At 74.1% G+C, this 12,599-nt stretch carries 12 protein-coding genes; 3 read left to right on the top strand and 9 right to left on the bottom strand.

Going from position 1 to position 12,599, the window contains the following annotated elements:
- Positions 1–597 precede the first annotated feature (597 nt).
- From OG823_RS34540 to OG823_RS34525, 4 genes are all read right to left on the bottom strand, one after another.
- Entirely contained in the window at positions 598–1,110 is a 513-nt protein-coding gene (locus OG823_RS34540) for a hypothetical protein (protein ID WP_371484896.1), read from the bottom strand.
- Positions 1,111–1,286: 176 nt separating this feature from the next.
- Positions 1,287–2,930 (bottom strand): replication-relaxation family protein, encoded by a 1,644-nt coding sequence (locus OG823_RS34535; protein ID WP_371484895.1) that lies wholly within the window; start codon positions 2,928–2,930, stop codon positions 1,287–1,289.
- 525 nt (positions 2,931–3,455) lie between these two features.
- A complete protein-coding gene (locus OG823_RS34530) occupies positions 3,456–3,866 on the bottom strand; it encodes a hypothetical protein (RefSeq protein ID WP_371484894.1) in 411 nt (136 codons plus the stop codon).
- Positions 3,867–5,029: 1,163 nt separating this feature from the next.
- Positions 5,030–5,845, bottom strand: a complete 816-nt coding sequence (locus tag OG823_RS34525) for a hypothetical protein (RefSeq protein ID WP_371484893.1) — start codon at positions 5,843–5,845, stop codon at positions 5,030–5,032.
- Between the two features lie 1,240 nt (positions 5,846–7,085).
- Here OG823_RS34525 and OG823_RS34520 point away from each other — a divergent pair.
- Positions 7,086–7,598 (top strand): hypothetical protein, encoded by a 513-nt coding sequence (locus tag OG823_RS34520; RefSeq protein ID WP_371484892.1) that lies wholly within the window; start codon positions 7,086–7,088, stop codon positions 7,596–7,598.
- 397 nt (positions 7,599–7,995) lie between these two features.
- On the opposite strand, the gene OG823_RS34515 is transcribed toward OG823_RS34520, so the two are convergent.
- Positions 7,996–9,372: a hypothetical protein gene (locus tag OG823_RS34515; RefSeq protein WP_371484890.1), complete on the bottom strand. Its 1,377-nt coding sequence runs from the start codon at positions 9,370–9,372 to the stop codon at positions 7,996–7,998.
- 415 nt (positions 9,373–9,787) lie between these two features.
- On the opposite strand from OG823_RS34515, the gene OG823_RS34510 reads away from it, so the two are divergent.
- A complete protein-coding gene (locus OG823_RS34510; protein ID WP_371484889.1) occupies positions 9,788–10,273 on the top strand; it encodes a hypothetical protein in 486 nt (161 codons plus the stop codon).
- Here OG823_RS34510 and OG823_RS34505 read toward each other — a convergent pair.
- The 4 genes from OG823_RS34505 to OG823_RS34490 all read right to left on the bottom strand — a co-directional run bounded on the left by OG823_RS34505 (position 10,239) and on the right by OG823_RS34490 (position 11,814).
- Positions 10,239–10,679 (bottom strand): helix-turn-helix domain-containing protein, encoded by a 441-nt coding sequence (locus tag OG823_RS34505; RefSeq protein ID WP_371484888.1) that lies wholly within the window; start codon positions 10,677–10,679, stop codon positions 10,239–10,241. The genes OG823_RS34510 and OG823_RS34505 overlap by 35 nt on opposite strands.
- 7 nt (positions 10,680–10,686) lie before the next feature.
- Positions 10,687–10,908 (bottom strand): hypothetical protein, encoded by a 222-nt coding sequence (locus tag OG823_RS34500; RefSeq protein ID WP_371484887.1) that lies wholly within the window; start codon positions 10,906–10,908, stop codon positions 10,687–10,689.
- An 80-nt stretch (positions 10,909–10,988) separates the two neighbouring features.
- Positions 10,989–11,267 carry a hypothetical protein gene (locus OG823_RS34495; RefSeq protein ID WP_371484886.1) on the bottom strand — a complete coding sequence of 93 codons (279 nt, stop codon included), beginning with the start codon at positions 11,265–11,267 and terminating at the stop codon, positions 10,989–10,991.
- A gap of 124 nt (positions 11,268–11,391) precedes the next feature.
- Entirely contained in the window at positions 11,392–11,814 is a 423-nt protein-coding gene (locus OG823_RS34490) for a hypothetical protein (RefSeq protein ID WP_371484885.1), read from the bottom strand.
- Between the two features lie 174 nt (positions 11,815–11,988).
- On the opposite strand from OG823_RS34490, the gene OG823_RS34485 reads away from it, so the two are divergent.
- Entirely contained in the window at positions 11,989–12,483 is a 495-nt protein-coding gene (locus OG823_RS34485) for a hypothetical protein (protein WP_371484883.1), read from the top strand.
- The last annotated feature ends 116 nt before the right edge of the window (positions 12,484–12,599 follow it).

Below are 12,599 nucleotides of genomic sequence, written 5' to 3'. Positions count from 1 at the left end.
CCTACGGGCCTTCGGCCCTCCGTTCGCCACCGCCCTTCGGGCGGTGGGCGGACCCGCTCCGCGTGTCCGTGGCCTGACCTTCGGTCAGGCCGGCCCGGCTTCGCTCGGGCCTGTCGGTCACTCCGCTTCGCTCCATTCCCTCCGGGTGCTGGGGCTCGTTCAGGTCGTTGAACTGGGTTTTTGGTTGATCTTACGACGGGCTGACTGGGGGAGGGGTGGGCGCCGGGGGCGTGTGCGGGTCGGCTTCACTCCCGCCAGATTGGTCTAGACCGGCCGCACTGCTGCGGACTGACGGGACATCGGGTAGCGTCTGACGGATGGTCACCTCTCAGGCATGTATCACATGTACCCCGTCAGGTGTTCCTGCCAGATGGGCTGTACGGACCGGGCTTCCCCGGACGGTCCGGCGAATCGGAAAGGCGGGCGGCCCGGCTTATTCGCCCGTCGAGCGAAAGTCACCGTTGTTTCAGTTTTGCTCTGCCGGGAATTCCTGTCTTTTCCCGTGGGCGGATCGGGCCGGGTCGGGGTCGGCATCGGCGGCGGTAGGGAAGGGGCGGCCCGCTCGGCACGGCGGGCCGCCAGGTGGAACTCCTGGCCTTACGCGGGGAACTGCTGGCCGCCGTCCGGCCGGATCGGGGGGCGGCGGACGATGGGCCTGCCGGGCGGGGCCGGGGCGGTGCGGCGCAGGGCGGTGGTGTGAGCGGCTTCGATCCAGCCGCTGATGGTGGTGATGGTGTGCTGGTCGAGGCGGGCGAGGCGGTGGGCAGTGTGGTGATCGGCTTCGGTGGGCTGGAGGCCGGCGCGGCGCAGGGCGGTGAGGAGGGTGAGGGCGTGGGGGTCTTCGGCCGGGGCGTCGATCGCGGCGGGGGCCGGGGCGGGGCGGGCCCGTTGCTCCCAGCTCCGTCGGCGCTGGACGATCGGGTCCGCGTCGGGGTCGTAGGCGGTGAGGTGCTGCTCTGCCATGAGATCGGCGATCCTGCGCCATTCCTTGTGTCCGTCGATAGCGGCCTGGATTACTGCCGCGTCGCCTTCGTTGTCGCAGACCCGGGAGCGCTGGCGCTCGTATGATGCGGCTTCTTGGGTGGCCTCCTGGACCTGTTCGACGGTCATTCCTGTGGCGGTGCGTCGGACAACTTCGCGCGGATTTAGACGGCCGGTCACGTAAACTCCTTTCGACTTCATCAGTGGATGACGTTTTACCAGCCTGTTTCGAAATGCGCAAAGGACCCCGCGAAAGCTGCTTCGCGGGGCCCTTGGTTGCTCTTACTACTGGCTGCTTTTCCCATTCACATGGAGAGGGGGATGTTGCCTTCCTTGCGGTCGGCTTTCGTCCAGCGGTCGGCGTGGATGAGGCGCACGGTCCACCAGGGGTCGTCCTTTGGCGGACCGTCCCGCTTGGCCTTGCGGCGGTCGCGGTCGGAGGGGAGGTCCAGGAGGATCGGCCGGCCCCGGTCCCGGCGGCGCTGGTGGTCGCAGGCCGGGCACTCCAGCTGCTCCGGGTCGGCGTTCTCGTCCAGTTCGTGGGTGGAGCCGTGCGCGCCGCCGAGCGGTCCCTTGCAGGTGTGGCAGGGGTGCAGGGTGTCGTTGTGGGCGCGGGCGGCGAGCAGCTTGGCGAGCTGTTCGGCGTCCAGGGCGTCCTGCTCGGCCTTCGCCGCTGCTGCCGCGTCGATCGCTTCCTGGTCCTTGCGGGCCTTGCGGCGCTTGCGGATCAGGTCGCGGTCGGGCTTGGGGTCGAGGGCGTGGGCGAGGTTCGTCCAGGTGCCCAGGCCGTAGCGCCACCAGGTGTCGGGGCCGAGGAAGCCGCCGGCCAAGAGGCGGTCGGTGGTGGTGGCCAGGACGGGGATCTTGCCGTCGTAGGAGGGGTACTTGACGCCCTCCTCCTCGTGGTACCGGCCTTGCCAGTGCTGGCGGGTGGCCGCGCCGAAGGCGTCCATGCGGGCGTACAGCCCCTTCTCGGTGAAGCGGGGCCGGCTGCCCTTGAGGCCGCGGTCGAAGACGAACAGGACGGGCGGGCGGACCACGTCGCTGTGGAGGTAGCCGTATTCGGGAGTGGTGAGGGAGCCGTAGGTGATCTCGAACAGGGGGCGCTCGTAGTAGCCCTCCTTGACGAGCTTGCCGAACCAGCGGTGGTAGTTGTCGAGCTTGGCGGCGACGGTGCCGATGTTGGTCATGGTGCCCCGGTCGGCCTCCAGGAACAGCACGGGGTAGCCGAGCTCGGGCAGGCGCACGACGGCGTCGGGGATCACGGTGTGCTTGCCGACGATGGTGTGGGCGACTTCGGTGGCCCAGGCGTCCAGGCCGCCGGGCAGCGGCCCCTCGGGAAGGGCGCGGCGCGGCGGGGCCTGGCGGTCGTCGTCGCGGGGCGGTGCGCCGTGGGTGGTGGTGCCGGTGACTCCCGCGATGATGATCTCGTTGACGAGCATGGCGTGGGGTGCACCGGTGGATCCGGTTCCCCGGGCGTAGCCGCCCATCTCGCGGTCGTCGCCGAGGGCTTCGGCGGCGGCGAGGAGTCCGGCTGCGGTGAGGCCGAAGATTTTCTCGCCGGGGCCGCCTGCGCCGCCCGGCTTCTTGGGCCCGGCCGGGGTGCTGGGCTGCTGCTTGTTCCCGGCCGGGCCGCCGAGCTTGCCGGTGCCGATGGTGCCGGTCCGGCCGCGCTCCTCGACCAGCTTGTGCTTGATCAGGTCGCGGACGGCCTCGGCGACGTGCTCCGTGCGGTGGAGGGTGCGGTACTCGTCGTTGGCGATGAGGGCGTGCAGCTGCTTGTAGGTGACCACCTTGAGCACGCCGAGGACCGCAAGGACGTCGGCGCGCAGCGCGGCGCCCGAGCCGTTGGGGTTGCGGGCTCCCCGGCGGAAGTTCACCCGGGCGGGCCGGGCCGGCTGCTCCTGGTCGTGCTGCTCGCCTTGGCCGTCGTCCTGGTCGTGGTTCATGCCTGCCCCCGTGCCGGTGGTTCGTGCTGCTGATCTTCTCTGCTCTACCGCACAGCACCGACACCGGGCCGCCGCCGCCCGCCCCCGCTGCCCGCCCGGCCCCGCGCCGACCACCGGGAGGCGCCCGGCCGCCCGGCCGGGAGGGAGGGCCACAGCGGCCCGGGAGCGTGCACCAGGGCCCGCCGGACCCGGAGCGAACCCGAACCCGACCTGCCCCACCACACCCACACCACCAACTACAGGTACAAGAGGGAAGGGAGAGGGTTGTCGGCAATCCTGGTCGGCCCGAATCTGGGGGCTGAGCTGGGGAAATGTCGAAACTCCGGCGAGAGGTTCCCCCCGGGGAACCACCCGGGGACGCCCCCGGGGAGTCACCCGGGGCACTCCGGCGGCCACTTTCGCCTCGCCGGGCCCGCGTGCACACCGGTCACGGCGGCTTGGGCACTGCCCGGAACACTACCCGCGACGGGCCCGCCGCACGCGGCCGGCACGCGGCCAGCGGGCGGTCGGCGGGCGGTCGGCGGGTCAGGCCAGCAGGGTGCCGAAGGCGGAGACGGCCGGCTCCGGGGCGGGGCGCAGCCGGGCGGACGGCGGGGCGGCGGGTGTGCGGGCGGGGGTGAGGTACTGCGGGATGACGGCGGCCAGGCCCTCGGCGGCCTGGAGGAGGTGGGGGTCTTCGCGGGGGCGGTCGAGGAGGGCCTGGGCGAGGTGGAGGGCGGCTTCGAGGACGGCGGCCGGGGTGCGGACGTGGCGCAGCGCGGCGATGGCGTCTGCGGCCTGCTCTGCGGGCCGCTGGAGGGCCTGTGCGGCGTCGGGGCGGGTTGGTGGTGCTGGAACCGGGTGCGGGGCGGGTTCAGGGCGGCTGCTGGCCGTCCTGGAGGCGCTGGGGGCGAGGGCGCGGGCCGCGTCGGGGCCGAGGGCGCGGCGGCTGGTCACGGCGGTTCAACGAGCCCGGCACAGGCGCGGGTGCGCGGCTCCGGCCGGGCCTGGCCGCCCGTCGGTCGCGGCCGGCGCCGCCGGACGCTCACCACCGCCACCAACCGCCCCGGCAGAGCCAGACCACCACGACGAAGTCCGGGCCGGGGCCGGCCGCCGGGCCGGTCTGCGGACGGCTTCGCCGGACGCACACCAAGAACCCAACAGCCCACCGCAGGTGCAAACCACGAACTGACCAAGACCAAAAGACCAGGAAGAAGAGGTTGTCGGCATTTCCCAGACCTTGGACAAGGGGTCTGACCTGCCGTGATACCGAGCCGAGCCGATGGGCTGGGTGCTCACAAGACACCTCAGAAGGCAACTCAAGAGGCAACTCACAAGGCACTCCACAAGGCAATCCACAAGATGCAGGCCGGAACGGCCGCTCCCGAGGTCGGAGCCTGGCCCGGACGGGTCCGCCGATGCCTGGCCAGTGGCCGCTCCGGACGGGGCCGCCCGGCGGCGGCCGGGCCAGCGGCCCCCGCACCCCCGCAGCCCTCCACGCCGCTCTCCGCCTTCCCCCAGCCACCCGTACCGCCCCGAACCCTCCAGCTCCCCCGCTCACTCCCCCACAGCCCCGTTCCCTGCCCTCACCGACCCCCGCCCGCTCCTCCCCGCTCCGTCCCACCCCTCACCCCGCCAACACCCGCACACCCACGTCCGACCCCACCCCGCCCTCACCCACCATCCGCCCACACACCCACGTCTTCGCCCTCACCACCCACCACCCACCACCCCCTCCACTCCGCTCTCCACCCCCCTTCCCCGCCCTCACCACCCACCACCTGCTCCACCACCCCGCCCCACTCCACCCACCACCTCACCCGCCCTCCCCGCTCCACCCACCCACTCCCACCACTCAGCCACCCACCCACCAGTCCTCCCACCACCCCTCATCTCGAGCTTCGCCAGCCGCACACCACCCCATATAGAAGTAGTCGGCGTTTTCGGAGGGGGTTGTCCCCATGGTCTGAACTGCGGTTTCGCGGTTTTGAGGGGACTAACTCGAAGCAACCGCAGGGGCAACCTCTGGAGCAACCGCAGGGGCAACCACAGGGGCAACCTCAGAGGCAACCGCAGGGGCAACCAGCACGGCCGCCCCTACGGCAGCAGAAGAGGGCCGGTCAGTGGCGCGGCGGGGCCTCGGCGGTACGGGCGGTGTAGGCGCGCTGGAGGGCGTCCAGGGCGAGTTCGGGGCTGGGGTAGCACTGGGGCCGGGCGTAGCCGTCGGTGATGACGGTGGCGGTGCCGTCGCTGCGGTGGAGGGCGGCGATGGAGCCGCCCGGGCCCCACGGGCCGTCCGGGAGCGGGGCGGTCCAGCCGATCGGCTTGCCGGCGAACCACAGCTCGAGGACGCCTTCGGCTTCGGGTTCGGTGTCCCAGGAGCCGAGCTCCCAGCCGGGGCCGAAGGTGAGTTCCAGGTCGCCGAGGAACGGCGGGAAGTCGAATCGGATCTGCGGGTCGGTGAACGCGGCCTTCTGCGCGGCCTCGGGCCCGGCCGGCTGCTGCGGGAGCGGCTGTTCCTGGTGCTCGCCGATGGCGGCGGTTTCGCCCCGCGAGGCGCAACTCGGGTCCGGGGTGTCGTTGCCCGGGTCGGCGTCCGGGGCGTCCTGTTCGGTGTCGGGGCCGTCCGGGTCGTCGGCGGCCCAGCGGTCGATCCGCTCGCGGGAGCGGGCGACGATGCGCTCGTGCTCGCTCAGGTCGGGCCAGCGGGCCTTGTCCCGGATCTCCTGGGCGGTCATGTAGGCGCGGGTGCCGTAGGCGGACACGACCTTGGCCAGCGCGTCGAACGCGGCCACCGGGTCACCGGTCGAGGTCTCTTCCAGGAAGCGGGTCAGCCGGCGGTGCATCGCCTCGGCGACGGCCAGCAGCTTCCGGCCGTCCTCCCCCCACCGGTCCTCCCCGGCCGGCCCGGTCGCAGCATCGGGTGCAGCGGGCATGGGCGCTGCACCGGCCGGTGCAGCGGTCGCAGTCGCAGCAGGCCGGGGTGCCGCGGGCGCTGCATCGGCTGATGCAGGTGTCGCAGTCGCAGCGGGCCCGGGCTCGGCAGCCGCTGCACCAGCCGATGCAGCGGCTGGTGCAGCGGCCGGTGCGACGGTGTCCGCTGCGGCGTCGCGGGCCTTGGCCTTGACGCGGTCGACCTTGCTGCGGCAGGCCCGGGAGCAGTACTGCTTCGGGCGGCCGGTACGCCCCTTCGTCGCCGGGTTCGGGCACTCGGGCCGGGCGCAGCGGGGGACCTGGTCGTCGCCGTCGGCCGGCTGGTCGGTGGCGACGGGCGGCACGGTGCTGGTCATGTCCGGATGGTAGTCGCCCAGGTCAGGGCCGCACCCGGGTTTCGCCTCGCACGATTCGAGGCGAAACCCGGGGCCGGTCCGGGCGGGACAACCACCGGAGCGGCGGTGCGGGACGGGCATGTTGTCCCGGCCCGGGCGGCATGTTGTCCCGTGGTGCAGCGACGCTGCTGCACCACCAGGTGCAGCAGCGCCGCTGCACCTGCTGCACGTCGGGGTGCAGCGGGGCGCTGCGGAGGTGCAGCGCCCGGTTCGGTGTTGCAGGCTCGGTGCTGCACCCCGCGCCTGGCGGTGCAGCGGTCGCAGTCGCAGCAGGCCCGAGTACCGCACCGACCTGTGCTGCGCGGAGCTGGTGCACCGCGGAGAGTGCGGCGGACCGGGGCCGGGTGCGACTGCGACGTGCTGCGCATGCGCAGCAGATCCGGTCGGCCGGGTGCGTTGCGCAGCTGGTGCCCGCTGCGCAGAGGCCGGCCCTTTGCGTACGCAGGGGCGCCTTGCGCATGCGCAGCGGGTCGCCGGTGCGTTGCGCAGCGGGGTTCGTCGTGCGGGCGGTGCGGTGGCGGGCTCGTGCGACTGCGGGCGGCTCCGCACAGGGTGTGACCTGCGGTGGGGAGTTTCGGGTGGGCCGGTGAGTTTGGCTCCGGGGCGAAACTCATCGGTCTTGCGGGTCGAAACGCACCGCGTTGCGTAGGCGTGCGCAGAGCGGTTGCGCGGCCTTGCGCAGTGGCGGTCGGCGCTCTGCGCAGAGTGCGGCGTACGGTGTACGCCGCAAAGGGCCCGGGGCGCTGACCTGCGGTGGGGAGTTTCGCGCAGGCAGGTTGAGTTTCGTCCCGGGGCGAAACTCGCCGCCCCGCCGTGACCCGTTCGGCCGCCGGTGAGTTCTCTGGGCATGACGACGAACGTGATGACGCTGCCGGGTACCGGGTACGAGGGCCAGGAGCTGACCGGGGCGGAGCGCGCGGCGCTGGAGCTGGCGGGCGCCACCGGGGCCCGGGTGGAGGCGTGGCTGCTGGTGCTGGCCGGGCGTGTGCTGGAGGGCGCCGATCCGGTCGGCGAGGTGGACGGGCCGCTCTTCGCCCTCGGCGGCAGCCTGCGCCGGGTGGCGGACACGGTGGCCGCGGTGACGTCCTCCATCGACCCGGCCGGGGAGGGCGACGTCGACCACGAGCAGCGGTACGAGCTCACCGCCCTGGTCCGGTTCCTGGTGATGGAGGCCGCCGGCCGCCGGCTGCTGACTCGGGCCGAGCGGGTGGCGCTGCTCGCGGTCGGCGCCCTGGTCCTCGAGATGCCGGGCGCGGTGCTCGGCGACTTCGACCAAATCCTCCCCGAGGTGTGTGCGGCGATCGGCGAGGCGATGCTGCTCGCCGCCGCCGACGGACCGGCGTCGGGGCCGGCCAGATGAGCGCTCCCGTACGCAGGCCGCTCGGCCCGGGCCCGGCCGCCGACCACCACGACCAGGACGTCGCCGCCGTCGGCGCGACCTGCGGCGGGGAGTTCCGGCCTGCGAAAATCATCGGCGGTACGCACCGAACTCACCTGCCGGCCGCCGATTCTCACCGGCCCGGTCCCCGAGTGCGTGAGGCGACTGCGCGGGCCGCGCAGTCGGCCGCTCCGGTGGGGGTGTGCCCACATGAGATCACGCGGTGCATGCCGCCTCTGACCTGCATTGGGGAGTTTCAGGAATGCGAAACTCACCAGGGCGCCGGCTGTCCCGCCGGGTCGGCGGTGACGGGTGTCCGCCCGGCACCTTGATGCCCGTCGGCGAAGGCCGCGTAGCCGGACGGCGGGCGGGCTCCCGGTCAGACCTGCTGCAGGTAGGCCTTCATGACGGTGTGGGCGGCCTGTTCGGGGGTGTCGTGGAGGATCGGGTAGTCGGTGCCGCCGGTGACGAGGAAGGCCTGCTCGTAGATGGCGACCCACAGGGTCGGGTCCACGACGCCCCGCTCGACCCAGCCCACGGTGTGGCCTTCCCCGGTGACCAGCCAGACGTCCGGCTGCACGGTCCAGCCGAGCAGCTTCCAGTAGTCGCCGAAGACGGACGGGTCGAGCGGGCGGGTGGCGTCGATGTCAGGCAGGCCGCGCAGGACCGGCTCACGGGGCACCGTCACCAGGCCGGGCTCGACCGCCCGCGGGCCGATCCACCCGGAGGTCCGCAGCGCCGGACGAACGCTGTCGGGGGTTCGCGCGGCGGTGGCCGGTGGCGTGAGGCGGGCGCTGCGCAGGGCGTCGAGGGCCTCGCCCTGGTCGCGGTGGAAGCGGGGCCGGCCGAGGCCTGCGAGCAGCGGCTCGGCGCGGCCGTCGGCCAGGTGCAGCACCGCGATCCAGCCGCCCAGGCCCCACGGCCCGTCACCGAGCAGCGCGGCCCAGCCGACGCGGGCGCCGTGGTGGTGGAGCTGGTGGATGTTGCGGGCCTGCGACGCGGTCCAGGACGACGTCGTCCAGCCCGGACCGAAGGTGAGCTCGAGGTCGTCGGTGCGGTTCGGGGGTCCGAAGCGGCGCGCCGGGTCGGAGGTGGCGCGCAGCACCGTGTCGGGCTGCAGGTCGCTGTTGTCCGGGTGGGGAACGGTGACGGCCGCGGGGGCCGGGCGGGCGGTTGCGGGCGCCGGGCCGTCAGCGGCGGGCGCCGGCGCGTGGGCGGTGGGCGGGGTTTCGTTGCCGCCACGGAACGCGGGCGCTGCGGGCTCTGGCGGGGCGGGCGGAGTTTCGTTGCCGTCACGGAAGTCGTCGCCGCGGGGCGCCGGGAGGGCCGGCTGTGCCCCGTCGGCGGCCCGGGGTTTCGTTGCACCGGCTGCCGGTCCGGCTTCCAGGGTGGCGCGGTCGGTCAACTGCGTGGCGGCGGCGAGCAGCAGTCGCAGGGCGCCCGCCGTCCGGTCGGGGGCCTCGCCCTGGTCGAGGGCGTCGGCGAGCGCGAGGGTGGCGGCGGTGACCGCGTCGGCGCCCTCCAGCAGCCGCGCCCGGTACTCGGGCTGCGCCTCGGTGGGGGCGGTGGGGGCGGTGGCCTGCGGCGTTTGCGTGACGGTCTTGGCTCGGCGGCGGTGCGCGGCCGAGCGGCACGTCGAGCCGCAGAACCGGGGCGGGCGTCCGGTCCCGGCCGGTCGCAGCGCGCGGCCGCACCCCTCGCACGCGCCCGGGGGCCGCAGCGGCAGGTCGACAAGGGCCGGCTGATCCACGCTCATACCCGCTGACCCTACGGGTTTCGTTGCACCGCCCCCGAAGCCGGGCCCCATCTCACCGGGACAACCGGGGCCAGGCCGCCAGGCCGCGCAGCGCACCGGTGGGTTTCGTTGCAGCAACGAAACCCCAGCCCGAACAGGGCCCCGGAGTGCGGCGGCGTTTCGTTGCAGCAACGGAACCCGGGCGTTGCACCCGCAAAGCGCAGCGCTGCACGGTGCAGCAACGACCGTTCGGTCGGCCGAAGTGCAGCGCCGCGCTGACCTGCGGCGGGCAGTTCCGGATGCAGCACTCCCCGGGCCGCCGGCGCCGAGCTGCCCGGCCTCGAGGACGTTCTCGGGGCCGGGGGGTGCATGCCGCTTACCGCGACCGGGCCCGGCCGGGCCGTGACCGTCCGGGGCCGGGAGCGGTTCACCGGCCATGACGACCTCTCTCTCCCTGCCCCTGTCCTTGCGGCCCCTCTCGCAGCCGGTCGACCACCACACCCGGTTCGAGCCGGAGCCGGTGAGCGACGAGGTGCTCGAGGCCATCGCCGACGCGGGCGCCGTCGGCGAGCGGGCCGCCCTCTGGGCCGAGACGGTGGCGGCCCGCCAAGGCGACCAGGGGCACCAGCGGGTGCTGCAGATGTTCGCCGCAGCGGTGCGCCAGGTGCTGGGTCGCGAGATCCTGCCCGACGGCGACGGCGAGATCACCGGCGAGCTGCGCTACGCCCTGGACGCCTACGTCGTGCTCGGCGCCACCGCGGCCGGCTGCGCCCCGGACCTGACGACGGCGGAGCAGCTCGCCCTGGTCGTCGTCGGCGCCGTCGCCGCCGCCGCGCCCAGCACCGTCCTGGGCGACCCGGTCCGGGACCTGCCGGCGCTGTGCTCGGTCATCGAGAGCGCCCTGATCCTCGCCGAGGCGTGACCGCGCCGGCCTCCAGCTCGCGCAGCCGCACCGCCATGGCGTGCACCGCGGCGCGGCTCTCCTGGGACAGGGCGGCCGCGTCGAGGGCCAGGGCCCGCACCCCCGGCACGTCCACGGCCGCCAGGAGCCCGGGGTCGGCCGGCCCGGCGGGCGGCGCGTCGTCGAAGAAGTACTGCGGGGCGACGCCGAAGACACGGGCGAGGCTCTCGATCGTGCGCATCGTCGGATTCGTCTTGGTCCCGATCCGCAGCTTCTGGATCGCGCTCGCCGAGAGCCCCGCCCGGCCCTCGCCCGCCCCGGCCCCGATCGCCTCGGAGGCCTCCTGAAGGGTGTACGGGCCGCGGCCGGCGGGGTGGACCGTGCGGAACAGGTGGTCCAGCTTCTCGGCGAAGGTTCCGGAGACCACAGCGTGCTCAGCCCTCGGATCCGGCGGCCGGCCCGGCGAGGGCGCCCGGCCCCAGCCGGCGGCGACCGCCCGGCACGACCGCGGGCACGGCGACGTCGTCGTGGGCCGGCTCCAGGAAAGGGGCCCGCTCGACGGCGAGCAGCCGGGCCCGCCCGTCGGCCGGGGCGGGGTTGTCGGTGGAGGGCTCGGAGAACGGGCGGTACAGCGGGCGGCGGTGTTCGGCATTCATGGTCAGCCAGTCTGGCAGCAGCGGACGCAGCTGCTCGACGTGTTCCCCCGCCCTGCGGGCTTCCCGGCGCTTGACCCGTCTCACTCGGCCGCACTCCGGTCCGCCTCGCCGTCCGCCCCAGCGCGCTGGTCCACGGCGTCGGCCGTCTCCGAGTCGGCGCTCAGCAGTACGCGGCCGCGGTAGGCGGTGACGATCTCGGCAACGGTGACCAGGTCCACAACCGTGCCGACGCGGTCGGCCTGGTCGAGCCAGTCCGCCGGCACCCGGCGCAGCAGCTGCTCGGCGGCCAGGCGCTCCGCGTCGCCGGGGAAGCCGTGGCCGGCGCGCAGCGCGGCGCGCAGTTCCTGGACGGTGTTCATCGGTGGCAGGCCGAGGCGGCCGCCGCCGTGCACCGCGCCGGGCCGGGCCCTGTGGTGTCGACGGTGGCCGCCTCGGGCCGGTCCGCGGGGACGCACCCGGGAACCCGCGCACCGGCCGGTGCCGTCAGCGCGCGGCGAGCCAGGCGCGGACGGCGTCGTCCAGGCGTCCGGCGCCCTCCCAGCAGGCCGCCAGGGGCATCGGCCCGGGGATCGCGTCGTCCAGCAAGTACTCCAGGGACCGGGCCAGGCCGGCGGGGTCCGACATGGCGTGGACGTCCAGCTCCACCCACACGAAGTCGTCGCGGTCGAAGTCGCGGCTGTAGGCCCAGCCGTCGGTGCTGTCCCAGTTCATGGCCAGCACCAGGTGCGCGTCGGCGTCGTCGGCCCGCCAGGTCAGCAGCGCCTGGAGGGCAGGGCCGTCGGCGGGGCCCACGTCCAACCGCCAGGCGTCGGGGCCGCGCCCGATGGCCTCCAGCTCGGCGACGACGCGGGCGATGTAGTCGCGGTGCGGCAGGTGGCCGCCGGTCTTCTCCAGGAGCTCGGGCATGGTCTTCCCCTCGGTCGTGATCGGCGTGCAGGCCGGATTCGCTCCGGCCCCGCTGGCGATCCTGGGGTGGTCTGCCTGTGGACAGAGCCGCGCGGCGATCCGCAGGCCGGCCATCGCGGCCTCGGCCTGCGAAATCCCTGGCGCCGGAGCGGGCGGGTTCGGAAGGATGCGCGGATGGACACCCTCCCGCCGCTCCCCGGCCCGCTGCCCTGGCCGGTACCGGACTCCCGCGCGCACTACTTCGTCGGCGAGTACTCGGACATGCACGCCCTCGTCGAGGACCTGGTCCTGCCCGCCCACGCGCCGGCCTCCGTCACCAGCGTGCTGGAGACCTCCCGCGAGCTCATCCGGCACTCCTACTACCGGTACGAGTTCACCACCGTCGCCGTGGCGTTCTCCCTGTTCGCGCTGGAGGCGGCTCTCGCGACGCACCTGGCCTCCAAGAAGCCGCTCAAGGAACTGATCGACCTCGCCGCCGCCCGGAACGTCATCTCGGAAGACCTCCGCGAGCGGCTCCAGTGCGGCCGGGAAATCCGCAACAAGCTCTCGCACGGCAAGACGACCGGCGCCGCCCTCACCCCCGCGATGGCCGTCCCCATGGTGCGCGCGGCCTTCGACACCGCCGCGCTGCTCTACCCAGACCCGGCGACACCGCCGCCCACGAGCTGAGTGCCGCAGCCACCCCGGTCACGTCAGGACGTAGCCCCGACCGACAGCGCGGCCGGAGCCCTGGGGCAGGGGGGTGCCCGGGGCTCCGGCCGTGGGAGGCGCCGGCACGCCGTCGC

It is taken from the genome of Kitasatospora sp. NBC_00315 (assembly GCF_041435095.1).
Taxonomy (GTDB): Bacteria; Actinomycetota; Actinomycetes; order Streptomycetales; family Streptomycetaceae; genus Kitasatospora.
The sequence above is the reverse complement of the archived record's forward strand: the minus strand, read 5'-3'. Positions and strand labels throughout refer to the sequence as shown.

Excerpts from the sequence above, each read along its gene's own strand:
- OG823_RS34540 (WP_371484896.1), bottom strand. The coding sequence starts at position 1,110 with ATGACCGTCGAACAGGTCCAGGAGGCCACCCAAGAAGCCGCATCATAC.
- OG823_RS34535 (WP_371484895.1), bottom strand. The coding sequence starts at position 2,930 with ATGAACCACGACCAGGACGACGGCCAAGGCGAGCAGCACGACCAGGAG.
- OG823_RS34525 (WP_371484893.1), bottom strand. The coding sequence starts at position 5,845 with ATGCCCGCTGCACCCGATGCTGCGACCGGGCCGGCCGGGGAGGACCGG.
- OG823_RS34520 (WP_371484892.1), top strand. The coding sequence starts at position 7,086 with ATGACGACGAACGTGATGACGCTGCCGGGTACCGGGTACGAGGGCCAG.
- OG823_RS34515 (WP_371484890.1), bottom strand. The coding sequence starts at position 9,372 with ATGAGCGTGGATCAGCCGGCCCTTGTCGACCTGCCGCTGCGGCCCCCG.
- OG823_RS34510 (WP_371484889.1), top strand. The coding sequence starts at position 9,788 with ATGACGACCTCTCTCTCCCTGCCCCTGTCCTTGCGGCCCCTCTCGCAG.
- OG823_RS34500 (WP_371484887.1), bottom strand. The coding sequence starts at position 10,908 with ATGAATGCCGAACACCGCCGCCCGCTGTACCGCCCGTTCTCCGAGCCC.
- OG823_RS34495 (WP_371484886.1), bottom strand. The coding sequence starts at position 11,267 with ATGAACACCGTCCAGGAACTGCGCGCCGCGCTGCGCGCCGGCCACGGC.
- OG823_RS34490 (WP_371484885.1), bottom strand. The coding sequence starts at position 11,814 with ATGCCCGAGCTCCTGGAGAAGACCGGCGGCCACCTGCCGCACCGCGAC.
- OG823_RS34485 (WP_371484883.1), top strand. The coding sequence starts at position 11,989 with ATGGACACCCTCCCGCCGCTCCCCGGCCCGCTGCCCTGGCCGGTACCG.